The organism is Aestuariivita boseongensis (genome assembly GCF_001262635.1).
Taxonomy (GTDB): Bacteria; Pseudomonadota; Alphaproteobacteria; order Rhodobacterales; family Rhodobacteraceae; genus Aestuariivita; species Aestuariivita boseongensis.
This window is the reverse complement of record NZ_JXYH01000022.1, coordinates 35,268-60,167: the sequence shown is the minus strand read 5'-3', so window position 1 is coordinate 60,167 and position 24,900 is coordinate 35,268. Positions and strand designations below refer to the sequence as shown.

Genomic DNA, 24,900 nt, shown 5'->3' with positions numbered 1-24,900 from the left:
CACCGGCCAACCAGGCGCCGACGGTAGATGCAGGCCCGAACCAGACCGTCGCCGCAGGTGCGGCAGTCAATCTCGCTGGCACCGCGACGGACCCGGAGAACGGCACGCTCACCTTTGTTTGGACCCAGACCGGCGGCACTGCCTTAGTTACGCTCACCGGTGGCGACACTCTTACGCCCAGCTTCAACGCACCGAATGCCGCAGACACGCTCGTATTCACGCTTTCGGTTTCTGACGGAGTTAATTCCGCCGTCACCGATAGCGTCACTATCACCGTGAATTCTCCTGATGTTTCGCAGGTTCAGCAGGAATTCGGCGACAAAACCGCGGCCTTCATGACGCGCCGCATGGAGCGCACCCTCAGAAACGATCCTCGTTTATATCGTCTTGAGCACCGAGGTTCTCAGAATACGGTTGTGGCGGCGGTATCGTCCTCGGGGTCGATGACGCGGGCTAATCTCGATTTCTCGCTGTCGAGAGACATCGGGAGTGGAACCTATTTCTGGACTGAGGGCCGCTATACTTTTTTCGACGACAAGCGGAATGCATCGGCGGTGGATGGCGACTATGGCGTGCTCAACATGGGCGTCGATTATAGCATCGGCAATTCCACGATCCTGGGCCTAATGGTCAGTTTCGACCGTATTTCGGAAGAAGAGACCGCAGTTTCAGACATCTCAGGCAAGGGCTGGATGGTCGGACCGTATTTCTCGACTGCGCTGACTGATACGCTGTTCCTCAGTGGACGCGTGGCTTTGGGGCAGTCCTCGAACGACGCCAGCATCGTCAGCCTGGGCACAGCCTATTCGGGAGAATTCGATACTGACCGTCTCCTTGCAATCCTGACGCTCACGGGTCAGATTGACCAACCGGCATACCGGGTCCTCCCGGAAGTCTCGCTGGGTTATGTGCGCGAGGAACAGGATGATTACGTGGTCACCGACGGCATCACGCAGATTGGTGTGACTGGGCAGTCGATGGATTACGGGCAGATCAGTCTTGCTGCCGAGTTCCAGTTCCCGTTCGGCCCCATCGCCGACAATAGCTTCATTTTCGCGCGGCCGGCGATCACCGGTGTCTTCAAAGAGAGCAAGGCCTTCTCTGGACAATCGAGCGTCACGTCCTCTCTTGAGGTGGGGTACGAGGCAACACCGAGCAGCAACCTGCGCCACGGCGTGTCCGTTGGATATGATGGGATCGGTGATGGCGACTTCGACGCCTGGAGCATCCGGAGCTTCCTGGAATTCAGGTTCTAACAAAGACTGCTTTGGTCGCCGACGGGCCGCGGGCGCGCCGCAACAGGTATCTTGGGGTTACAGAAAGCTCGTCACCATCGCGAACGCGCTGTGCACGTATAGTCAGACATGGGCGGCTCCAGCTGCCAGACAGATACGCTAGTTCGTTCTACCAATGGCGTGTCCGGAGCCGAGGTTCACGTTCAGACTGACAAAGCTGCGACCGACACTCCGCAGCGTGCTTGCAAGTGCGGCGTTGGCGTTGGCGACGTTCTGTTCGGCATCGATGAGATCACGAATGGTCGCTCCGTCGCGCGTTACGATTTGGCGGGTCAGGGAGACGACTTCCTTGTAAAGTCTGACTGTTCGTTCGGAGGCGCGTTGCGCTTCCAGAGCTGCGGCGTACTCCCCAAGCGAGGTCTCCACGTCCCGGATCGCTTCGAGCACGGTCTGTTGCCAGTTCGTGTGGGCCTGTCGGACCAGAGATTCGCGCCTCTCTGTTGCGGCGCGGCGGTTCGTATTGGGTAGGATAGGCAGCGTTAGCGACGGGCCGAACAGGTATTCCGTGGCCGATGAACCGCCTGCAGTGGTGCGCGCGATCGTACCGCTGAGAGACAGTTGCGGGTAGAGATCCGCCCGTGCACTCTGAACATCGAGGAAAGCCGCGTAATAGCTGCGCTCGGCCACACGGATATCTGGGCGGTTGCGTAGGAGATCGGCAGGAATGCCAACATCCGGAGACATCGAGACACGCGGCTGACGGACGCCCTTGGCGAGATCGATTGCGAGCGTACCCGGTGCCTTACCCAGAAGCACGGCGATCTCATTTTTGCTAGCTGCGACGGCAGCTCGAATGTCCGGCAGCTCCGCGCGGGTTTCCGAGACCAGCGCACGGGCCCGTACCACATCGACTTGCGTAGCCGCATTGCCCCGCTGCAGGCGTTCGATCAGTTCCAGCGTCTGCAGTCGCGATGCCAGCTCTGACTGGCGCAAGGCAAGACTGGTCTGGTGGAACCGGAGATCGACATAAGCGTTCGTGATATTGAGCAGAAGCAGCAACCGCGCTGCGTCAACCTCGGCATCGGCCACTTCGATGCGTGCACCCGCTGCGTCAATCTGGGCACGACGGCCACCATAGATGTCGAGGATCCAATCGAAACCGATACGTCCCTCACGCTGGGTGCGTGTCGGACCGACATCACCTCCCACGCGCTGCACATCCGCCTGTCCTGTTAAAAAGGCGGATCTTGGCACGCTGCGCTGGATAGTCTCGGCCTCAATGACCCGCTCCTTTGCGATCTCGAGGTCCAGGTTATCCGAAAGCCCTTGCTGGATAAGGGTATCGAGCGTGGGATCCTTGAAGGATTTCCACCATTCCGCGTTGCTCAGTAGAACCGGCGCGCCAGCTCTCGCCGCACCGTAAGATGACAGGAACGGGAACAGCGGCGCCTCATACGGAGACCGCGAGCAGCCTGCCAGGATCGACAGCCCCGCAATAAGCGAAATTACGCACGACGACCTACGCCAGGTCTTGCCCGTCATTGTTTTTTCCTGCCTCTCAGTCAACGCGCTCCGGCTTTTGCGCCGGTTATCCGCATATGACTATTTTTTTGCACGATGTCGGAAACGCTGTTTCAAAACAAGACTTTCTGAGTGATGCTCTTGGGTTGTGCCCTCAGAGCATCACCTTATACAGGGCTCAGTCATCGCGGAAAGCGCGGCGCAACTGATCGCTCAGCGGCCGCGTGAGGTAGCTTAGCACCGTGCGTTCCCCAGTTTGCAGAAAGGCCTCGATCGGCATTCCAGGCAGGATTTCATGATCGCCCAGCCGCTCCAGTTCCTCGGGCGGTATCGCGAGCGTCACACGGAAAAAGCTCTGCCCAGTCATTGGATCGACTACGGTGCTCGGTGAAATGCCCGAGACCGTTCCGAAGATTTCAGGCGCGGTGCGCGCGTTGAAAGCGCTGAACACCACTTTTGCACGCTGTCCCTGCGCCACTTGGTCGATCGCGTTGGGATCGACCCGGACTTCGAAATCCACCCCTTCTGAAGTCGGCACAACTTGGAGAATCGTTTCACCAGGCTGAACCACGCTGCCGGCGTTGAAGACCTGCATCTCGTGGGCAATGCCGTCGACCGGGGACAGGATCTCGATCCGTTCCAGCTGCTTCTGAACTGTTACGATCTGCAGGACGAGTTCCTCGCCCGTCATCGAGGCCTGACGCAGATCAGTCACCACTTGTTCCTTGAATTGCCGTTCCGCCTGAAGGATCTCAAGCTCGGTGTCGCGGATCGAGTTGTGGATCCGAGCCAGTTCTGACTGATGTCCGGCGATTTCGCCGAGGAGCCGGGCACGCGCGCGCTGCAGTTCCAGAACCTGGCCTTCACGGGCCAGGCCATCGGCATGCAGCGCGCTGACATCGGTGAGTTCCTTTTCGATGAAGCTCAACTGCTCCTGCTTGGCAACGATCAGGCTTTCTACTCCGGAGATCTGGTTGAAGAACTGTGCGATCTTCTCGCGCAACTGTTCTTTTCGGCCTTTCATGACCTCGCGGCGAGCTTCGAAGATCTCTTCCTGTGCTGCGTTGATCTGCTCCAGCGGAAGGCCTTCAAGATACTCGGTGTCATAGTCGAAGGCGAGCGTGGTGGCATTCACCTGTTCTGCGCGCAACCGGCTCATCTCGGCCCGGGTTTCCGCCAGCCGGTTACGATACATGTCGAGATTGATGTGCATTAACGTGGGGTCGAGCCGCAACAGCACGTCGCCTTGGCGGACCAGATCGCCATCCGCGACGCGGATTTCCTCAATGATCCCACCGTCGAGGCTCTGGACTGTTTTCGGCTTGCCGCGCACAACGGCCGAGCCCGAGGCGATTACCGCGCCGTTGATTGGCGTCATCTGGGCCCATCCGAAGACGAGCGCCAGCAGCGCTAGCCCGGCCAGGACGCCAAAGCGGCCAGGGCGGGAGATATCGGTCTTTAGAACCGGGTTGGAAAAAGCTTCTGCTGTCATCGGTCCGGCCTCACTGTGCGACGATTGATACGGGGCGCGGTGCGCCACCCATCACTTCGTCTTTGTCCCCAAATTTCGCCAAGCGGCCTTGATGAAGGATCATCACTTTGTTCACCGCTGCCATTGCACTTGGCCGGTGCGCCATGACAACCACCACGCTGCCACGTTCCCGCATGGTGCGGATCGCATTTGAAAGGGCGTCGTCTCCGTCTGCATCAAGGTTCGAGTTCGGTTCATCGAGGACGATGAACCGCGGCATTCCGAAGATCGCCCGTGCCAACCCCAATCGCTGCATCTGTCCGCCTGAGAGGGGACGGATCATCCGGTCGATATGCGTGGCATAGCCATCGGGCAGGCCGAGGATCATGTCATGCACGCCAGCAATACGGGCGGCCTCGATCACGTCTTCGTCCCGCGCCTCGGGGTCAAAGCGGGCGATGTTTTCGCCAACGCTTCCGGTCATCATCTGCAGGTGCTGCGGCAGGTATCCGATGTGCCGCCCAAGCGCTTCCGGGGACCACTGGTCCAGCGTTGCTCCATCGAGCCGTACTTCGCCTGCGTCCGCTGTCCAGGCACCAACCAAAAGCCGGGCCAACGTGGATTTGCCTGCGGCGCTGTTTCCAACGACGCCAAGTCCATCGCCAGGGCTGAGTGCAAAGCTCACCCGGTCGAGGATACGGGGGCGATCGCCACGCTCCTCAGGTCCAGCAGGAGCGAGTTTGGTCAGAGCATTGACGCGCAGGTCTCCCTTGGGTGCGGGCAGGTCGACGCGTGGTTTCTCCTCAGGCTGAAGATCGAACACGTCCTTCAGACGGCGGTGTGCTTCGCGCGCGCGGCCGATGCCGCGCCATTGTCCGATCACCTGGTCAACCGGGGCCAGCGCGCGGCCAGCGATGATCGATGTGGCGATGATCATGCCCGGCGTAATCTCCTGTCGCAGTGCCAGGTATGCACCCAGTGTCAGGAGGGCTGATTGCAGAAGCAGGCGGAAGGATTTGGAGAAGGCAGCAAAGCCCTCAGAGCGGTCGCTACCCACCTGCGCCGCCGCAAGTGCGGCGTCATGCATCTTGCGCCAGCGGGACACAATCCGGTCACCCATGCCAAGCGCATGCAGCGTTTCGGCATCCGTGCGCGAGAAATCGACGAGGTTGCGCTCAGCCCCTTCGAGGCCCATTGCGCGCTGGATCGAGGCCTGTACGAGGTACTGGTTGAGGAGAGCAGCGACCGTGACGACGCCCGCACCCGCCAGTGTGAGATATCCGAGCCATGGGTGGATCAGGAAGACGAGAGCAAGAAACAGCGGCATCCAGGGGAGATCAAAGAGGCCGGTGATCGCAGGGCTTCCCATGAAGCTGCGCACGAGTTCAAGATCGCGCACGGGCTGCGCTGAGGGATCGACCTTGACCCGCCCGCCGATCTTCCCGGCGCGCAGGGTGAAGCGCAGCGCCTCTTCGCCCACCCGTGTATCGAGCCGCAGCGCTGCGCGTGACAGAAGCCGTGCCCGCAGAAAGTCGTAAAGACCGAGGAAGGCGTAGAGGACAACGACGACGGCAAAGAGACCCGTCAGCGTCGCCACCGATCCAGAGGACAGGACCCGGTCATAGACCTGCAGCATGTAAACAGGACCTGTCAGCATCAGGAGGTTGATTGCCGCGCTGAAGAGCCCGACCAGAACAAGCGTTCCCCTCAGCCCACGCCACGCCTTGATATAGGCGTTTTCCGTCTTTCTCCTGCTCCGCATGCCACCCACCGTGCCCGTTCTGCCCCAATCGTTTGCGCAGACGTGCAGATGACAATCCTGCATTTACCGCGCGATTGTTTACGGGTTTTCCACAGAGGTGTGGCAAGAATGTGGCAAAAAACAGGTCTTGGATGGGCGGTTGCAGAGGGTATTGCGGCGCTTGAAACGAAAACAGCCCCCGACTGGGGGCTGTCTGTAGATGCTTGCTGTGACTTTTTGGGCCCAGTATCAGCTCGCCTTGCGACGGCGGCGTGCGGCGAAGCCCAGACCACCCAGTGCGGTGATCAACAGGATGCCAGCGGCCGGAACTGGGATAGGTGCTGCGAACAAGGTGACATGAGACAGGCCGTTCAGTGTACAGTCTTGAAACTCTGGTGCACAGACGAGCGCCCAATCAGCGTTGGTGAAACCTCCCGACACACTCCACGCAAACCATGAATCCTGATTGTCGTTTCCGAACTTGAACAAGATCGCAAACGGGCCTGTCAAACCTGTGTCAACAAAGCTGATTTCTCCGTCGATGCCATAGTCTCCGTCTCCGGCATCGTAGGTGAGACCAGTAATGATACCATCAAGGGCGCCGTTCCCGTCTTCTTCCTTCGCGAGAACTGTGTAGTTAGGATATGTCGTTCTAAATACGCCGTTCGTTGAGTCAGGATTACTTTCGGTCCCGCTGTCCAGGCACGTTGCCCCGGACGTGTCCTCCAGCGTCATGTACTGCACTTGACCGTCAATATGACCCGGATCAGTCGGGAGGAGGGCACCGTTTACTGGGCAAGTAGCCGCCTGCGAGGGGCTGGCCGCGAAGGATGCGCCTATTACGAGTGCGAACGCGGCAAGTGACCCGCGAAATTTATCAAGTCCAAATGCAAACATATTTAATCCCCACAAGTATAAGCAGCTCAGGGAAAACCCTTTAAGAAAAGCCACTATAGTAGCCAGCACGCGGCTAATCTATTGATTCCCATACACGAGGATCGCCACATTTTCGCCATAAGTCAATAAAACCTGACATAACCGCGACAATCGCGCAGCTTGGGCTCGCGATTGTCGCGCAATACTCGTGAGTGCTTGGGAGTGAGCAATATAGTTTCTCAGGCGGAAACGATTAGCCGCCAGCCTGACGTTTGAGATCGATTTCAAATGCGATTCGGTGTCGTTGGAGCTGTCAGCTCCTCCCCGGCCCTGCCAGGGAATAGACTTGTACCGGCGCATTCTGCTGGTCCCGATCAGGACGCAGGGCTACGAAAAGAGCCGCTCCCAGAACGCTGGCCACGCCGACTGCGGAGTAGAGCAAGAGCGCAAACCAGATGGAAGACCCGAGAAGGAGGGCGCCCACTCCTGTGCCGGCCCCGATGATAGCTCCTGCTAGGATCAACCCAACGATCATGCGCTGCACCTCTCAAGCATGCAATCTTTTTGGTCTCTGTCTTCACGTCACCAGACAGGAATAGCGTTGCATTGCGACCAAAGGTTAGCACGAATGCGGCGAAATTTCGTTACGAAATTGCTACACGCGTTCGCGCAAGGCGACCTTCAGGGCCATTGTGAGTCTTGAGGGCAACAGATTTGCCTTTGTTTCTGAATGCGGCTCAGGCGTGAAGGGCGCGCCTGATAGCGGCGACTGAGCGGATGTTACAGGCTAGCTGGCTTCAAATGAGCCAAAGCAACGCAGCACTTCCACGTACGCTTTTCGGACGTGCGAGCGTAGCCGCTGATTGGTCGCAAAAGCCATACTCGCCTCCACTCAGCCGGGTGCGCCGGGGGTGAACGTGTTGATTGCATTGTTTTAACATCGCAATGTCCTCAGGACGTCGCCAGAGACCGGCGGATGTCTTTCGAGCTGCGGGGCGATCGCTGATATGTCTTCAAACCTCAACCGTCGCACTATTCTCAGCGGCCTCGCCGGCCTTGGTCTCGCGCCGGGAGTTGCTGTGGCCGAGGCCACTGCGCCAGCTGGAAGCGGCACGGCTCTTGCAAGCGACGGCAAGGTCCTGATCCGACTGTCTGATTTGGTGAGGTCGGGCCCCGGAGGACGACTGCTGGCGCGGGTCACAATTCCCGAAAACAGCGCGCCCGTGCTGGGGCCCGACGCGCGTGACCCCGCCCACAGGCTGCTGTGGCAACTGGTCTTCGAAGGGCGGGCGGCGGGCAATCATGGCGATTTGTATGAGAACCGCGATCGCGGGCATTCGACGCTGCCTGTAGCAGCGCATCCGCAACTGACCCACGTCGTTTATGACGCGGAGGCTCGCGAGGCGGGACTGGATTACGGGTTGGCGGGTCGGGTGCTGTTCGATGCGCCCGTGATCGGCAACTCCTCCACCGCACTGACGGATGGGCTCTTTTGGCGATCCCAACCTCGCCTTGCTCTGACGGGCGATGGCGGTGCTCTGCTTCTTTATCAAAATTACCTGGCAGGGCAGGTCCACGTATATCCCGAACACCGCGACCACGATCCCGAGCATGGTGATCTCTTTCCCGCAAACACGCCGTTCTACCTCGTGTCGCAGGGGTCGTCGGGATCGGATCGCCCGCATCTGCAGGCGCTGGCCATGATCCTCGCGGCAATGCGCCCAGAAACGAAGGCCTTCCTGCGCGACAACCAGCTTCTAGCCGCGACCGTGCAGATGATCTTCCGGCGCAGCCTTGCCAGTGTTCTCACCCGCGGGGCCTATCTTTCAGGAGTGGCCCACCCGTCAGTCATTCCGGGTGATCAGATCAACCTGAGTAGGATGGTGAGCCTGGCCAATGCGTTCACGCCTGAGACGGTGCCCCCAATGGTGCGCATGTCCGTCCTGTCGGAAACCGGAGCGACGGAAGGCACGGACTATTTCGGAGAAGGGTTGTCTGAGCGACTGTTCGATACACCGGTTGCCATCTCTCGCATCTGGCGCAGCACGGCCGCGCGCCGGGAAATGGTTGTGTCCGTCGAAGCCACGCGCGACCCCTTTGGCCGCAAACCGGAGTTCTCCTGGCGGTTGCTGCGCGGTGACCCCGAGCGAACCCGGATCGAGCCGCTGGACGGTCGTGGAACACGGGCCCGGATCACGTTCGATTGGCAGCTGCCGCGCCCTGTGTCGGGTCGGCCAGATGTCCTTTCAAACCGCATCGATGTCGGTGTTTTCGCCCGCACAGGTGAGCATGACAGCATGCCTGGTCTTATTTCGTTGTTCCTGCCCCACCACGAAACACGCCGCTATGGTCAAGGACCGAAAGGTGCGTTGCGTATCGAGAGTGTGGATTATCGTCCTACACCCGAGGGGTATGCCGACCCCCTCCTCTTTCCCCGCGCAGACTGGCGCGACGACTACATATATAGCGACACCGGGAAACTGTCGGGTTGGAGCAGGTCAGGTCAGGCGGGAACGGCGCGTTTCGACAGCGCAGGGCAGCGGATCACCCATGATGGTACCGTCGCCGTGCGCCATCTAGTCGAGGCCTCGTCAGGCAAGGCGCCCAGCGTCGTTTTCCGGGATACAAAGGGCTGAGATACCAAGCCTATGATTCGAGACGTGATCCGAAGTCGAAACGATCGCCATTCCGTTTGTTCATGCTGGGGCGACAATGCAGCCCTTTTGCTTCCATTGGTTGAGAATCTCAGCCAATAGCCTCTTCGCATATGTCTCTTTTGCAGACAAGAACAGACAATCAGGCCAGAATGTGGCCAAAGCGTGAAATTTTTCTTGGATTCGGTGCGCTTGTATTCGTATGCTGGTATCCAAGTAACCGGATTCTACCTGGGAGATTATTAATGGGTATGTTTAACTACAAAAATTTCATCGCTGCGTGCGCGATCGCTCTTGCGCCTGTTGGCGCGATGGCTGCGACCATCACTGGTCAGATCGATATAACCGGAGCGCTGAACTGGGGCGCGTCTACAATGGCGGACGACGGTCAGGCCATTTTCGACGGGTCTGGTACAGCAGACAATGCATTTGTGGCGCTGCCGCAACCGACAGGGAGCTTCTCCACTCTGAGTTCTGGAGATCCAGCCACCGTTTATGATATTGATTTCGATCTTGGCTCGGATCAAGTCGTGTGGGAAGCAGGCGGTTTTACATTCACCGCGACATCGTTCTACGGCTTTGAAGACACGTCCGGTACAAAGGCGTTCTCGGCCTCAGGCTGGCTTACCGGCAACGATTACGACCCGACGGAGGGCTTCATGAGGCTCTCTGCCCAGGACGTGAATGGATCGGGTGGCATTATTTCGTTCTCCTCGACGACTGTTCCCGTCCCGCTGCCTGCTGGTGGTCTGCTGCTGCTGACTGCCCTCGGTGGAATGGCGGTTGTTCGTCGCCGTCGTAAGGACGCGTAGCGCCCAACCAGACGATTGGTTTAGAAAGGGCCGCTTACAAGCGGCCCTTTTTCTTATTGGTCATATCTGCAAGCCTGTCGCCTGACGAAGCATCCAAACCATGCGCAGAATTCTCAGTCGGATGAGAACGCCTGCGGCATTGAGGCGGTCACCAATGCTAGTCAGGGCTGAACTCGTGGCAACCTTCGGCAAATGCGCGAGAACGCTTGCGGGCATCATCAACCCCTTGATGGCCCACTTCAGTCGCGCACCAAAACTTCCACCTGTCTGACCGAACATCTCCTGTGTAATCCTGCGCCACTTGGCCTTCAAAGCGGGCCAATCCTGCCGCGAGGGGTGGCCAACGCGCAATGAATCTTCATAGATCAAGCGATACCCCTTGGCCGTCGCTCGGAACGACCAGTCGCGATCTTCCGACATGCCACCGCGGAAAAGGCCGACATCCTCGAATACGTCTCTGCGGGTGATGAGGTTGCCCGTCCCGGAAAACCCCTGCACCTCGATGTAGTTTCTGAAGTCAAAGGCGAAGACAGCCTCGAACGCCTCAGCCCCGCTGAGGGGTGGGGGCGTTTCGTGAAAGACCTCCACTCGCCCGCCGATCAGGTCTGCGCGTCCCGCCACCTGCCTGCCCGTGACCACCCAGTCCGAGGCTGGCAGGCAATCTGCATCGATGAACATTAGAATAGGTGCCGTGGTCTCACTCACACCGCGGTTGCGCGCAGCGGCAGCCCCTTTTTCTCTCTCGACCACAAACCGGAAGTCCGGGAACTTCGACCGCACCTCGTCCAAAGACTGAGTTGAGCCATTGTCTACGACCATCACCTCGCACCCTGAGAGATCGTTTTTGCTCAACGCAGTCAGGCACCGTTCGAGCCGCTCCACGTCATTGTAGTGTGGAATGATGATCGAGATCTCTGGCATCGTGATTTGGGTCTGACGGGGAAAACTCAATAATAGTAATCGTAGCTTTCCGCTTCACTCGGGTAACGGCACTTGTTGAGGACGATGCCCATCACGTTGGTCAATTCTGCCACCTGCCGCTCGGCATTGTCGATGCGGCTCATCGGTGTCGCTTCGGCGGCGGCAATAATAACGGCGCAATCGACAATCTGAAGAAAGGCGATGTTGTCGTCAGATGCACTGAGAGGTGAGATGTCGAATATCATGAGATCCGGGGCATAATTTGCCTCGACCCTCTCAAGCGCGCTGCGAGCTTCGCGGCTCAGCAAGAGCTCGGAAGGATTGGGCGCAGGGCTATTATTGAGACCGAAGGCCACCCTGTTGCCAAGGCGCAGGCCGTGCTCGGCAAAGCGTACATGGCCATCGAGGACATCCGACATTGAATGTCCGGGCGCCTGCCCAAGGATCTTGTGCAACGACGGTCGACGTAGATCGAGGTCGATGCAAAGAAGACGCATGTCACGCTGACGCTCGAAGCTGAAGGCCAGGTTTGCGACAGTAGTCGTCTTGCCTGCACCCATGTCAGGCGACACGATGGCCACCCTCTTCCAGCCATTGGTTTGCGCCTGGTGAATGATCTTTGTCCTGAGAAGATCATAAGGCACTGCATCACGCCCACTTTCGGCTGCGACCACCCTGTTTTTCTGAAGGTGGGCACGATTGAGCTTGAAGGGAGCGAGGGCGGCCCAATTCTCATCCACCGCAGGGAGGTTCAGGGCAGGCGTGGCCTGTGGTTGCGGTTGAGGCGACGGCGGGGATACCGGGGTTTCGGCGGGTTCAGCGCCCCCTTTCTGGCGTTGCGCGCGGGCCTTGGCCAGGGCTTCCTGAATACGTTCCATGTCAACAAATCCTCCTGATATAGCCTCGGCCCGTTTACCAACGTACGCCAATGGCGTTCATGGTCCGGTCAGCCAGAAGGTCGAGGGGGAGATAATAGAGATGCACCGCGTAGACTGCGATCGGCATGCCCACGATGATGATGAGGTAGACGAAAATCTTTGCAAGGCGCCTACGAACAACTTCCGATCTGCTTTGGATGTATGGCAGGCTGCTCAGAGGCCGCACGCCAATCCGGTTGATGATGTCTTCCGGCCGACGCGCCGTCCTGTTGAGAAGCTCGATTAGTAGAACGAGGCCTAAACCCGCTGCGATACCTGCCGCAGTGCCACCGCCTGCGATGAACACGCGATTGGGCTTCGTGGGCTGCGATGGCGCGGCGGGTGGCTCAATGACCGAGATACGCTGACCTCGGGAGAGCGACTCAATCCTCTGGCCAGTACTGGCTCGAGCGAGGCGATCGACGGCAAGATTGTACTGCCCCTCGATGTTGTTATAGACGCGCATCAATTCGTCGAGGGCCACGCTGTTGGCGGGGATTCGGGAGATCGCCTCCGATTGCGCCGCGAGAAGCGTCTGAATTTCGCCCTTCCGCTCCTGAAGAATCGACACGCGCGCATCGATCTCGCTCAGTTCCAGATCCAGCATGGTCGCCCCCGGTCGAGCCTCTTGTTCTGATGTTTCCGGATCGGCCGCCTCGGCAGACGCACTTGCCATCCTCTCCTCGATCTGCGCGATCCGCGCCTCGAGCATCTTCACGCGGGGGTTCTCAGGAGAGTAAATCGAAAGGGCTTCATCCAGTTGGGTTTGCAGATCCTGAAGGCGCCTCTCGTCTCGAGAAAGAGGCTGTCCGTTCCCCGCCCGACCGGTTACTTCGAATACCTGGATCAGACGATCTTTCTGCAATATCAGGAGTTGAATTTCACGATCGATCTGGCGGCTCTGCTCACGCAGTGCTCCCTGTTGGTCTAGTCTAACCTGAAGGCTGTCGGGCAGAGCTTCAGCGTTTCGTGTCTTGAACTCGAGGATGCGTGCACTCTGTTCGTCGAGATCCCGGCCCAAGCGTTCCACTTCCTGCTCAAAGAATTCAAGAGTGTTACCAGCTCGAGCCGTGCGGAACTCCGCATTCTGGTTCTCGATGAGGGTGAGATATTCGTTGAGGACGCCAGCAGCGATGCCAGGACTGCGCGCCTCGAAGATAATCGTCAGAACCGGGCTTGGTGCGCGTGACGAGCCACCCCTTCGCAGCGTCGTGCGTGACCGCATGGCAGACACGATTGCGTCGGCGCTCATCGCTCCAATGCCCTCGAAGACATTTTGCCGCCGCGCCACGTCAAGCATATTCGCCCGCGTCATGAGCCTCTGCTCGATGATCTCGAGCTGTTCGCGCAATCCGACCGACACGGTCGATGCGGCGAGTTCGGTGGGTATCTGTGGCCCCTCGATGAGTATCCGCGTCTGTGACTCGTAGGCAGGCGGCAAGGTGAAGGCCGCAATCACTGACGCAGCGGTGGCAACCACGGAGACGATAAGAAAATAGTGCAGTCGCCGGAGGAAGATGGAGAAGTAGTATTTCAGTTCATTCATGTCGCGTCGCTTTCGTCTGCGGCAAGGGTGGCTGCAAAAAATAGCCCCTCATCGAGCACGCCTTGAAGGATGTCTTCTGTAACGATTTTTTGGCCTCCACCCCAGGCATACACCATTGCCATGTCGCAGAGCTGATTGACGAGGCGCGGCACGCCACCCGTATGCTCATGCACCAGTCGACAGGCGCTGTCGGTAAACTCCTGCCCCGTCCCTCCGACAGTCTGGAGGCGGTGGCGAATGTATTGTGCAACCGTATCTGCATCCATCGCCGGTAAGTGGAAACTGGCGGCAACCCTTTGGGCGAGCTGACGCATCCTTGGACTGCGGATCACGTCGCGCAACTCGGGCTGGCCCACAAGGATGAGCTGGATCAGTTCATCCTTGTTGGCGTTGATGTTGGTCAGCATGCGCAGTTCTTCGAGGCCCTCCATCGAGAGGTTCTGCGCCTCGTCAAAGATGAGTACGACGCGCCGCTCAGCCGCATACTCTTCGATCAGGAAGTCCTGAAGTTTCTGGAACTTCTGCACGTAGGTCGCGCCCTTGGGGACGTCGACGGAAAGAGCGTTCAGGACCCACTGCAACAGCTCCCCACGCCCTCCTTGCGCGTTCGACACCAGGCCAATGGTGATCGCCTCGTCGCAATTCTTGAGGAGGTGATGAACGAGTGTCGTCTTCCCTGACCCAATCTCCCCTGTGATCACGGTGATGGGTGCACGCGAAAGGATGCCGTAGTCGAGGACTGTGTAGGCGTTGCTATGTGCTTTCGACCAATAGAGGAACGAGGGATCGGGAAGCAGCGTGAAGGGACGCTCCTCGAGGCCAAAATAGTCTGCGTAAAGGGTCTCGGGTTTCATCTGCTCTTTTCAAAACGGGCTGGCAAGCCTGCACTCTCCACGATCCAGCCGGGTGTAGGGTAAGCGTACAGCCACCGCAAGGTGAGAGAGCCTGCCTCTCCGCCACAACTTCCGGCAATTGACCTACCTGCCACTTAACTGTCTTTGCCTGCTATATAGGGAGGCAATCGCCTAACTGCATGCATTCGTGCAGAAAACGGGAGCCTGCCCTGTCCCTTCCTCATCCTTCGTCACATCACTGTCGTTACGAATCGGATAAAGGGAGAATGGTACAATTTTGTGGTCCTGCGGTGTTTGTTTCGTGATTGGCAACAACGAGACCACCTCCGGGTTGAGGGTGGTTTATCCACAAGCGACATAAAGACCAAAAATAAGGACTTTCAGGGGCTTGTACTGAGAATTTGCGGATTTGTGGCCAAACTGTGTCTTGTTTTTGGCGTGCTTGGGATGTTCACTAGTCGTCGTGGGTGCAAACACAAGCCACGTGTTACTTTCTGTTTGATTGATAGAGATGAAATTTCGTCGTCCGTTTGAGAGTTGGTGAACTTTATGAGTGAAAGATATGAGTAAGGAGCGATTTATGGCTTTTCGGGATTATTCTGAAGTTTCATCCAAAGTGATTGGCGTCGGGAGTATTTCGCCCGAACTGTCGGGTGACAGTTTCCGTAACCGGTCACGTCCCTCCTTTTACCGCGACGTTGTAAAGCGGTTCTTAGACGTATTGCTCGTCGTGCTGACGCTTCCGATCTGGCTCCCTGTCACCCTTCTTGTGATGGCGCTTGCAGCTTTTGATGGGGGTGCTCCCGTCTATTTTCAGAAACGCATCGGCCGAGGCGGTCGCGTATTCAGCATGATCAAGATCCGCACAATGGTGAGAGATGCGGAAGATAAGCTGGAGCAACAGCTGCGTCGCTGTGCAAAATCCCGCAAGGAGTGGGATGAAACCCAGAAACTGAAGAGCGACCCCCGCATCACCCGTGTGGGCCGCTTCCTCCGCAAGAGTTCACTCGATGAGCTGCCACAACTGATTAACGTTCTGAAGGGCGACATGTCACTCGTCGGGCCCCGTCCGATGATGGTTTCCCAGAGAGAGCTCTACCCCGGAACGTCGTATTTCGACCTCCGCCCGGGCATCACAGGTTTGTGGCAGGTGTCGGACCGCAACCATGCCAACTTTTCCGAGCGCGCACGGTTCGATGACGAGTATCTGGCGTGCGTGTCGCTGCGCGAAGACATCTCCATCCTCCTCCGGACGGTTCCTGCCGTTTTGCGCGGCACGGGCTACTGACCTGTGTAGTCCTCCACAAAAATTGATCGCAGCACGGTCTTGGTATGGTGTGCAAACCACTCCAGTGCCATGTTATGGACTAAGAAAGGATCTGCTGACGTGCGCGGATCGCGAACAGAACGCGAGCAAGTAAGAGTGGTGACATGATCAAACCGGCTTTCCTGGCCCTTGTGATGGCAGGCCTTCTATCTTTCTGTGATACGGCGGAGGAACGCGCGGAGGCGCACTTCCAGTCTGGCGTCGAGCTACTGGAACAGGGCGATATCGACCGTGCTCTTGTCGAGTTGCGTAATGTTTTCCAGCTGAATGGCCAGCACCAGGAGGCGCGGAGGCTCTATGCAGATACCGAGCGCGCGCGCGGAAACCTCCAGCAAGCCTTCGGTCATTACCTGCGCCTGGTTGAGCAGTATCCGGACGATCTGGAAGGTCAGCGCGCCCTGGCAGAGATGTCAATCGAGGTGGGCAATTGGGATGCCGCGCGCCGTCACGGCGCCGCTGCAGCCGAACTTGATCCAAGTGACACACTGATCCAGTCGGTCAACCTTGCCGTCGCTTATCGTGACGCGAACACCGCCAATGACGCCTCTGCAATGCGGGAGGCGGTGACCAAGGCTCAGGCCATCCTCGATGAAGATCCCGACAGCATGATTGCGCGTCGCGTTGTCATTGACGACCACATGCGCAACCAGGAATGGACATCCGCCCTCTCCGCGATTGATGCTGCCCTTGCTGAAGAGCCTGAGACGCGAGGGCTCTATACGGCGCGTCTAGGGGTTCTGGCACAACTTGGCGAGAACCGCGAGATCCAGGCCCAACTTGAGGACATGATCGCACGGTTCCCCGACGATGAGACTGTGCCTGCGACGCTGGTGCGGTGGTATCTTTCCCAGGGAAATACCGACGCGGCGCAGGCTTTTCTGAAGGCGCGCGCCGTCGACGCCCCGGCCGGGATCGATGAAATCATCACCTACGTTCGGTTTCTTGCAGAGGTACGTGATCGTGAAACGGCACTTGTCGAGCTGGAGAGCATCCTTGCCGCCGATCCGCCCGAGGTTGAACGCCTGAAGGCCCTCCGGGCTGGGTTCCGTTTTGAATTGGACCAAAGAAATGAAGCCATCGCAGAGATGGAGAGCCTGATCGACGGTATGGAGCCGTCGGACGAGCGGCGCCGTATCATGGTCATGCTTGCCCGCATGCTGGATGCGACGGGTAACAGTGTGGGTGCTCGCGCGTTGGTCGAAGAAGTCCTAGAACAGGATGCGACCCAGACCGAGGGTCTCAAGATGCGCGCCGGCTGGCTCATCGAGAGTGATCGTACCGACGAAGCAATTGTTGCGCTTCGCTCCGCTCTTGGCGAGGCGCCGAATGATGCGACGGCTTTGACCCTCATGGCGCAGGCCCACGAGCGTGCGGGAAACCGCGACCTGATGGCAGAGATGCTCAGTCGCGCTGTAGAGGCATCGCGAAACGCTCCCAATGAAACTCTTCGGTATGCGAGGTACCTCATTGCTGAGAGCGACTGGCGGACAGCGGAAACCGTTCTGATCAACGCTCTTCGCCTGTCGCCAGGAAACGTGGATCTGCTCGGAGGCCTCGGCGAAGTTCACCTTCGGGAGCGGGACTGGCCGCGCTTGACGCAGGTGATCGCATCCCTGCGGCGTCTTGAGGACAATAACTCTGCAGAGGCCCTTGCCACGGAATTCACCATGCGCCAGCTGGCGGCACAGGATCGCCAGGCAGAGCTTCTTGGGCTTCTGGAAAGCATCGAGAAGGAGGGCGACGAGGGCATTCGCGCCGCTGCGGCGATTATCCGCGTTCGTCTTGACCAGGGTGACGTTGAGGGTGCCAGGCAATACGCGACGGAAACGCTTTCTGCCAATCCCGGCAATCCTGACGCCAGCTTCCTCATGGCATCCTTACTCGCGGTGACGGGAGAGGCGCAGGCAGCTGAGGCGGCTTTCCGGGACCTGACGATAGACGCTCCCCAGGACCAGAGGTTCTGGCTTGCCCTCTACAACATACAGGCTGTTCAACAGAACGCCGTTGCCGCTCGCCAGACATTGCTCGATGGCTTGAAAGTGATGCCTGACAACCTCCGCATCAACTGGGCGTTGGCCGGTATTCTCGAGAGACAGGGCGACATGGAGGGGGCGATCGAGATTTATGATCGGCTTTACGCTGCCAATACCAACAACGTGATCATCGCAAATAACCTCGCTAGCCTTCTGGCAACGGCTCGGACGGATGACGCAAGCCTGGAGAGGGCCTTCGAGATTGCCCGACGTCTGAGGGGGAGGGACGTTCCTGCCTTCCAAGACACCTACGGTTGGATCGCCTTCCGCCGTGGTGATCTGGATACGGCCCTCTCCTCACTCGAACCTGCTGCAGAAGGACTGCCGACAGATCCGAGGGTGCAATATCATCTGGCCCGCACCTATGCGGCTCTGGAACGGGACGCGGACGCCTTGGCGCAATACCAGAAAGTCGTCGAGGTCGTGGGAGACGGAGTGCGCCCCGAGTTCATGGAAGACGTCGAGGCGGAAGTTGCGCGTCTTTCTGCTGCAGGAACGACAGATGGGGCCACTGACGGCGCAAGTGACTGACGGTCTGGAATAGCTTCAGAGATGCAAATCTGGCGCAGACGTGCGATTTATGTAAATTGTTTGTTTTGACGGGCCATAAAATAGCGTAAACACGAATAAAAGTGAGATATCATGGGACGTAGGCACGGAATGATCAGACTTCTGACATCATTGCTTTTTGTGGTCGGCTTGGTGGGCACTGCTGCGGCACAAAGCAGCTATAGCATTCAGCCGGGTGACACTCTGCAGATCGAGGTCCTGGAGGATCCCAACCTCAATCGAAATGTCCTGGTCCTGCCGGATGGCTCGATTAGCTTCCCCCTGGCTGGAACGGTTTCGGCAGGTGGACGCAGCGTAGATGCGGTTGCTGGCACGCTCGCAAATTCCTTGGGTGCGAATTTTGCAGCACCGCCCACGGTTCTCGTGTCGGTCGCCTCTCTGGCCCCAAGGGCAAAAGGTGGCAAGGCATCGCCGAGGCTGATGAGTGTCTACATTCTGGGCGAGGCGAATGCGCCGGGCCGCAAGGAAGTTGAGCCGGGCACGACGCTCCTGCAGTTTCTGGCGGAAGCTGGAGGTTTGTCGCGCTTCGCCGCAGAGAAGCGCATTCAACTGCGCCGGGTTGACAAGAACAACGGTCAGGAAACCGTTTACCTCTTCAACTATCGCACGATGGGCGGTGAAGGCAGCATCAGCGCAGCGACGGTGTTGGCACCGGGAGACGTGGTCTTCATACCGGAGCGCCGCCTCTTCGAATAAGATCAAGACGAACAAAGACGGGCAGCAATAAGGGCAGGTTGTGATCCGCAAAAAGAGTTTGATCGGCAGTACGTGCCTGGCCGCACTGGTTCTGGGCTCCGGATCGACGTTTGCGCAGCAGAACAACAGTTCTGAGGCGCAAGGGTCCGTTTTGGAATTCGGGATCAGCTCCACGCTGAGTGCCACGGACAATTACAGGCTGCTTCTGAACGGCGACGATAGTGCCGAGTTTTTCGACACGCGCCTGACCCTCGGCTATATCAATCGTCGTGACAGCGACGTCTTCAGGTTCAACCTCGGCGGTGTCGTGCGCGCCATCGAGGCGCCCGGCAACGGAGCCCGCACGCTTGACGACATCACAGCGGGTATCGGCTATGACCGCGAGGGAGCAAACAGCCGCTTCACCTTCGGCGTTGATTATCGTCTCGTATCGGTGAATTTCCTGAACCCTTTCGACCTCGATTTTGGCGACGATCCACTTGAACCCGGGGATTTCATCGACGACGTGGGAGACAGGGAGCAGTTCGGGGCGCGGTTTTCTTTTGAGACGGGCGTCAACGATCCGATCGGCTTCATCTTTGACGGTCGCTATCGCAAGATCGACTACACTGATACGACAGATCCCGACCTTTATAATACCGAGGTTATCAGTCTTGGAGGGACGACGCGCTTCACGCTGAGCCCCGTCACCGAGGGTCGCATTGCCCTGCGGTTATCAGATTACAAGGCGGAGGATAGCTTCGACACTGACCGCCAGACGACCAGTGTGGGCCTGGGGTTGAGACACGAATTGTCGTCGACCGACACCCTCGACATCTCGATCGGTCGCCGCCGGATTGAGACGGAGGAAACCATCCTAGGCGTGAGGCAGTTAGATACCGAGAGGGGCCTCATCGGCAGTATCGATCTCACGCGGGAGCTTGCCCTAGGAACGATCGGAACGAGCTTCGACGTCAGCCAGAGCGTGAACGGACAGACGGAAACCTGGCTCGTCTCTCGCGCCATGCCTTTGCCGCGCGGTGCTCTGGAAATCAGCCTCGGCCTTGCGAATGACGTGGCAAACAGGACCCGCCCAGTTGGTGCACTCAGGTTCCAGCACGAAATGGCCACCAGCACTCTGACGGCATCGATCGAGCGCAGTGTCTCGACCACGCTCCGCTCTGAGGAAACGGCCACCACACGTGCTTCCCTTGGGTACACTTACGAGATCAACTCCATCTCCGTTCTCGGCTTTTCTCTCAACTACGTGGATATTAACCAGGCCGGCGGCCCTGCCATCAATGATGTCAACCGCACCGATTTCCGGGCCACTTACGCCCGGGACCTGACGCGGGACTGGCAACTTCTCACCGGATACGAGTACCAGGAGAGGGAAGAGGCCGGCGTGGGAAGCGCGTCCTCCAACCGGATATTCATGACGCTGGAGCGGAAATTCAGCATACGTCCCTGATGTTGGCTTCTGTGCAGGTTTTGGAAACAATCTGTTCAAATGGTGTGAAGATACATCGCAGCGTCCGGTTTTGACTCGTCACGAAGAGGCATTTTCGGTAAAAAATGAGGGAATTCCGGAGGTTCTCTGGCTGATGGGGTCATGCGTTGTGAGTAAGGGAGTTTGAGAGGATGTCTGTAACGGATCAGGTGGAGCCGGGGTCTCTCGCCCGGCCATTTAATCCCGCTGGGCTCTTCTGGTTTGCGTTGCTCCTGCTGGGATCGATCCCGATATTCTGGATCGGCTTCGTGTCATTGGCCAAAGCCTGGGCCACCCCTGAATACAGCCATGGCCCCCTAATCCCCATCATTTCTCTCTACCTCTTCCTACGCGAGATGCGCCGTCTCCCCCCGCCGAAACCGGTGGTGCATGACCGATGGCCGGGGATCCTGATCATTGCCTTCTCGCTGCTGCTGGCAATTGCTGGTAACCTCACCCGCATCCCAGACATCGTCACCTACGCCTTCGTCATCTGGGTCGGCGGCGTGGTGATGACGATCTTTGGATGGGAACGAGGCAAGCAGCACCAACTGGGCGTCGTGCACCTCATCTTCATGCTGCCCCTGCCGCACTTCATCTACCTCAAGTTTACGGTCTTCCTGCAGACGATTTCGTCTGAGATTGGCGTGTGGTTCGTCGCCCTGATGGGCGTGCCCGTCTTCCTCGAAGGCAACGTCATCGATCTCGGCGTCTACAAGCTGCAGGTAGCAGAGGCCTGTTCTGGGCTGAGGTACCTCTTTCCCATCCTCAGCTTCTCATACCTATTCGCCATCCTCTACCGGGGTCCCCTCTGGCACAAGATTGTCCTCTTGGTGGCCGCAGCCCCCCTAACTGTGCTGATGAACTCCTTCCGCATCGGCGTCATCGGCGTTCTCGTCAACAGCTACGGCATCGAACACGCAGAAGGCTTCCTGCACTTCTTTGAGGGCTGGATTATCTTCGGCGCGTGTATCGCCATTCTCTTTATCATGGCCATTGCCCTCCAGCGCCTGACGCCGGATCCCAAACCCCTCTCGGAGGCAATCGATCTCGATACAAATGGTTTCGGTGCCATCGCCTCCCGCATCACCGGGATCCAGGCGTCAAGCGCGCTTGCAGCTGGCGCGCTCCTGACGCTGACCGTGTCACTTGCCTGGACCTTCCAGCAGGGAAGGGAGCCAGCGCCGGTAGATCGTGACCCCTTTGCCCTCTACCCGCGTCAGGTGGGTGAATGGTCAGGCACATTCACTTTGCTTGATCCGGACATTGAGCGCGTCCTCGGAGCGACGGATTACCTGGCAGCGAATTTTAGCACGCCAGCCGAGGCGGCGCCGGTCGAACTCTTCATGGCCTTCTATGACAAGCAGACTGAGGGAAGCGGCATTCACTCGCCCGAAGTCTGTCTTCCTGTCGGAGGGTGGGAAATCTTCCGCTTTGAGACCGTGCCCCTGGACATGGAAGGCACGGGCTACGGCACCTTCAACGTCAACCGGGCCATTATCCAGAAAGGCCTCTCCAAGCAGCTCGTCTACTACTGGTTCGAACAGCGCGGGAAGCGTATCACGAACGACTTCAAAGCCAAGATGAGTGTCGTCTACGACAGTATCGTGATGGATCGCACTGACGGGGCGCTTGTCCGCTACATCACACCGATGTTGCCGGGGGAACCGGAGGCCGCTGCCGATGAACGCCTGCAGCGAATGATGCGGGAGAGCTTGCCCAGGTTGCCAAGGTTTGTGCCGGGGTGAGGCGCCTGAAATTTCTCTATATATTTGCGATTATGTCTCCGAAGAAAATCTGCGGTATGAGTTCATGAAAAATCAGCACCTCAAAGGAACAAAAAGGCTCATTGCAGCCTTCTGGAACTCAGTCGCCGGTTTTCGAGATATCTGGCGTTCGGAAGAAGCATTTCGTCTGGAGTTGTTAATTTTCGTAATTTCTATTCCAGTTGCATTGGTTGTCGGACCCAATGCCGTTTGGGCCGCGTTAATGGTTTTGTCACTGTTGTTCGTCGTCATCGTGGAAATTTTGAATACTGCCATTGAGGCTGTAGTGGATAGGATCGGGACAGAGCGGCATGAACTATCTCGCATCGCTAAGGACCTAGGATCTCTCGCTGTTCTGCTCTCGTGTTTGTTTCCAGTGATTATCTGGGCTATGGCGCTATACAAAAGTATTGCGTCAGAATGAGTACTGCCTCGGACGAGCAGCAGACGCTGAGAAAAGATCACGGTGCAAGTACGTTTTGCTAGAACAGTTGTTCAATGGACTCGGGATCGAGCGTTAGAAGATTGCCGTTCTGCTCAGCCGACGCTCGGAGGAGACTTTTCTTTTCCGCATCGTAAATTCCCAAGAACCGCCCTGAGACGCAATTCGCTTCGTCAAAGCAGACACTTCCACCATTCGAAGCAGCTAAGACATACCCGCTTTCACGTTTGCCAACTATGCTGGTAACTTGACTTGGTTCGGAAAGAACGACCGGATACCGATCCGCTGCGGATTGAAAATAAAGTCCAATAAAATCCATGGGCCGAGCGAAAGGATTGTCGTAGTGAACATTGATTGCATCCCGTGAAAAGTACCTCGCCTCGCCAATCTCCAGCCGATTTTCTTCAAAAAAGTAAGACACTCCTTTCCGGAGGTCACTTTCGGCGGCCAAGGCTTCAATCCTGAAAGCTTGGAAGTCTTCGTCTGATAGTTCCCGTTCGAAGACGCGGCCTTCATTATGGCTCAGTAGAGAGTGTCCAAACGGCAATTCCACGCCTTGAAGTCCTGCCGCCTCCATAATTGTAGGAGCGATATCAAAGTGTGCCGCTGGAGCAGCAATATGATCAGGCTGGCGTCCGGGATCAATCATAAAGAATGTCAGTCGCCTATCCTTGCTTGCCAAATTCTTTTTCGGCGCTCCGTTGATCAACAAGTGGTCTGACACAATGGCGATCACAGTGTCTTGCGCCACGGGCGAGCGCCTCACATGTTCAACGAATTCCGCAGCGAGCATGTCTGCACAATGTACCGCGTTGAGCATAGTTTCTTGCGGCGCCCCATAAGCCGGGCATCCAGGAGATGGCGTGCCATCTGGGTGATGGGTGTCCAGTGTGAGCATTGTGAACAGGAATGGCGTATCTGCCTCGGCCATTCCGTTAAACAATTCCACGGCATGTTCATAGAGGTCACTGTCAAACATGCCCCATTTGTGTCGGGATGCCTTTGGAAGCTCGTCAATTCCAAGCGCAAGGTCGTAACCATTGTCTCTCAGAAATTGACCCTTGCCAGCGAAGTCCAGGGTGGCGCCGCCGAGATATGCAGTTCGGTATCCGTAGTTCTTCACCAATTCCGCCAGGCAGGAGATCTGGCGAAACGGGTTGTCGACTGCAGCGAGAATGCGGTTTCCGTGTCCCTCAGATAGCAGCGGTACTCCGCATTGACTTGCAACAATGCCGCCGACTGTCCAGCTTGTTCCTGGAAATTGTTCAAGATCGCTGAACCAGATCGCATCCTGTCGTAGTTTGCCAAGCTTTGGCATAAGGCCTGGGAACAAAGCCTCGTCGAAGTAATTTTGCTCTACTCCTTCGAGGTAAATAAGAACAATATTGCGTGCAGCGCCGCTCACTTCAGCAGCTTGCGCCTGCCACCCACGCATTGAGGCCAGCTCCGCCTGCATCCTGTCCGAAGATTGTCTCGTGTTCGCATGATGCAGCACCATGGCCTGCAGCGGGTAGTTCGTGATGGACGTAAAGAGGATTGCAGCAAAGGAAGCCACAACTAGGCCTCTTCGGCTCCTCCCAGATCGTCTCGAGAACACATGTTGAAAGCAGATGGCGATCACAAAGGGAGTGAGCACGACGTACAGCATGACTAACGAAAGCCGCAAGGCGTCTGTAGCCCATGCAATTCGCAACGTCGAAAAGTCGAGATGAGTAAAAAAGGCTGTATTAAAAGGAGCCCCTTGCGTCAGAAATGACACCGCCAATGCAACGTTTAGAAGTACAAACACCGTCCCGATTGCCAAAGCCGTGACGCGGCCTGCGCTCCCTAAACTGCCCGCCAGAAGAACGAACACTGCCAAGAAAAAAACGGATATCGCCCATGAAAGCCCGAAAAAATAGAAGGCTCCTCCCAAGTGCGATACGGGTTGAAGAGACAAAATAGCCGGCAATGCAAAATAGACAAAGAGCCCTGCCAGAGTAAGAAGGATACCCACCGGACGGTTCTTTTGGTTGCTCATGCTAACATCTCAGAAAAAGTACTTCGAAAA

General features: G+C 57.7%; 18 protein-coding genes. 9 read left to right on the top strand and 9 right to left on the bottom strand.

Going from position 1 to position 24,900, the window contains the following annotated elements; all coding sequences use genetic code 11:
- A partial coding sequence (locus TR61_RS10490; protein ID WP_157440885.1) for an autotransporter outer membrane beta-barrel domain-containing protein occupies nucleotides 1-1,256 on the top strand: 1,256 nt, incomplete at its 5' end.
- A gap of 138 nt (nucleotides 1,257-1,394) precedes the next feature.
- On the opposite strand, the gene TR61_RS10485 is transcribed toward TR61_RS10490, so the two are convergent.
- From TR61_RS10485 to TR61_RS10470, 4 genes are all read right to left on the bottom strand, one after another.
- Entirely contained in the window at nucleotides 1,395-2,777 is a 1,383-nt protein-coding gene (locus tag TR61_RS10485) for an efflux transporter outer membrane subunit (RefSeq protein ID WP_050929942.1), read from the bottom strand.
- A gap of 157 nt (nucleotides 2,778-2,934) precedes the next feature.
- Nucleotides 2,935-4,248 carry an HlyD family type I secretion periplasmic adaptor subunit gene (locus TR61_RS10480; RefSeq protein ID WP_050929941.1) on the bottom strand — a complete coding sequence of 438 codons (1,314 nt, stop codon included), beginning with the start codon at nucleotides 4,246-4,248 and terminating at the stop codon, nucleotides 2,935-2,937.
- Nucleotides 4,249-4,258: 10 nt separating this feature from the next.
- Nucleotides 4,259-5,989, bottom strand: a complete 1,731-nt coding sequence (locus tag TR61_RS10475; RefSeq protein ID WP_050929947.1) for a type I secretion system permease/ATPase — start codon at nucleotides 5,987-5,989, stop codon at nucleotides 4,259-4,261.
- A gap of 228 nt (nucleotides 5,990-6,217) precedes the next feature.
- On the bottom strand, nucleotides 6,218-6,703 hold the full coding sequence (locus TR61_RS10470) for a VPLPA-CTERM sorting domain-containing protein (RefSeq protein WP_157440884.1): 486 nt from the start codon (nucleotides 6,701-6,703) through the stop codon (nucleotides 6,218-6,220).
- Between the two features lie 1,220 nt (nucleotides 6,704-7,923).
- Here TR61_RS10470 and TR61_RS10460 point away from each other — a divergent pair.
- Both TR61_RS10460 and TR61_RS10455 read left to right on the top strand, forming a co-directional pair.
- Nucleotides 7,924-9,480, top strand: coding sequence for a hypothetical protein (locus TR61_RS10460; protein ID WP_050929938.1), 1,557 nt, complete (start codon nucleotides 7,924-7,926; stop codon nucleotides 9,478-9,480).
- Between the two features lie 263 nt (nucleotides 9,481-9,743).
- Complete coding sequence (locus TR61_RS10455; protein WP_050929937.1) at nucleotides 9,744-10,310, top strand: VPLPA-CTERM sorting domain-containing protein; 567 nt, start codon at nucleotides 9,744-9,746, stop codon at nucleotides 10,308-10,310.
- A 60-nt stretch (nucleotides 10,311-10,370) separates the two neighbouring features.
- Here TR61_RS10455 and TR61_RS10450 read toward each other — a convergent pair whose 3' ends face one another.
- From TR61_RS10450 to TR61_RS10435, 4 genes are read right to left on the bottom strand one after another with little or no spacing between them, the layout of a single operon-like run.
- The gene (locus tag TR61_RS10450) at nucleotides 10,371-11,231 is read right to left on the bottom strand and encodes a glycosyltransferase family 2 protein (protein ID WP_050929936.1); all 861 of its coding nucleotides are present in this window, start codon (nucleotides 11,229-11,231) and stop codon (nucleotides 10,371-10,373) included.
- Between the two features lie 26 nt (nucleotides 11,232-11,257).
- Complete coding sequence (locus TR61_RS10445; RefSeq protein WP_050929935.1) at nucleotides 11,258-12,109, bottom strand: CpsD/CapB family tyrosine-protein kinase; 852 nt, start codon at nucleotides 12,107-12,109, stop codon at nucleotides 11,258-11,260.
- 34 nt (nucleotides 12,110-12,143) lie between these two features.
- Entirely contained in the window at nucleotides 12,144-13,694 is a 1,551-nt protein-coding gene (locus tag TR61_RS10440) for a GumC family protein (protein ID WP_050929934.1), read from the bottom strand.
- Nucleotides 13,691-14,548, bottom strand: coding sequence for an ExeA family protein (locus TR61_RS10435; protein WP_050929933.1), 858 nt, complete (start codon nucleotides 14,546-14,548; stop codon nucleotides 13,691-13,693). Before TR61_RS10435 ends, TR61_RS10440 begins: the two co-directional genes overlap by 4 nt.
- 580 nt (nucleotides 14,549-15,128) lie before the next feature.
- On the opposite strand from TR61_RS10435, the gene TR61_RS10430 reads away from it, so the two are divergent.
- The 6 genes from TR61_RS10430 to TR61_RS10405 all read left to right on the top strand — a co-directional run bounded on the left by TR61_RS10430 (nucleotide 15,129) and on the right by TR61_RS10405 (nucleotide 22,832).
- Entirely contained in the window at nucleotides 15,129-15,836 is a 708-nt protein-coding gene (locus tag TR61_RS10430; protein ID WP_082181931.1) for a sugar transferase, read from the top strand.
- Between the two features lie 143 nt (nucleotides 15,837-15,979).
- Nucleotides 15,980-18,439, top strand: coding sequence for a tetratricopeptide repeat protein (locus TR61_RS10425; RefSeq protein WP_050929932.1), 2,460 nt, complete (start codon nucleotides 15,980-15,982; stop codon nucleotides 18,437-18,439).
- 129 nt (nucleotides 18,440-18,568) lie between these two features.
- Entirely contained in the window at nucleotides 18,569-19,174 is a 606-nt protein-coding gene (locus TR61_RS10420; RefSeq protein WP_050929931.1) for a polysaccharide biosynthesis/export family protein, read from the top strand.
- 40 nt (nucleotides 19,175-19,214) lie between these two features.
- The gene (locus tag TR61_RS10415; protein WP_050929930.1) at nucleotides 19,215-20,624 is read left to right on the top strand and encodes a hypothetical protein; all 1,410 of its coding nucleotides are present in this window, start codon (nucleotides 19,215-19,217) and stop codon (nucleotides 20,622-20,624) included.
- Nucleotides 20,625-20,794: 170 nt separating this feature from the next.
- The gene (xrtD, locus tag TR61_RS10410) at nucleotides 20,795-22,390 is read left to right on the top strand and encodes a VPLPA-CTERM-specific exosortase XrtD (protein WP_050929929.1); all 1,596 of its coding nucleotides are present in this window, start codon (nucleotides 20,795-20,797) and stop codon (nucleotides 22,388-22,390) included.
- 64 nt (nucleotides 22,391-22,454) lie between these two features.
- Nucleotides 22,455-22,832, top strand: a complete 378-nt coding sequence (locus tag TR61_RS10405; protein ID WP_050929928.1) for a diacylglycerol kinase — start codon at nucleotides 22,455-22,457, stop codon at nucleotides 22,830-22,832.
- A 58-nt stretch (nucleotides 22,833-22,890) separates the two neighbouring features.
- Here TR61_RS10405 and TR61_RS10400 read toward each other — a convergent pair whose 3' ends face one another.
- Complete coding sequence (locus TR61_RS10400) at nucleotides 22,891-24,870, bottom strand: sulfatase-like hydrolase/transferase (RefSeq protein ID WP_082181927.1); 1,980 nt, start codon at nucleotides 24,868-24,870, stop codon at nucleotides 22,891-22,893.
- Nucleotides 24,871-24,900: the final 30 nt, after the last annotated feature.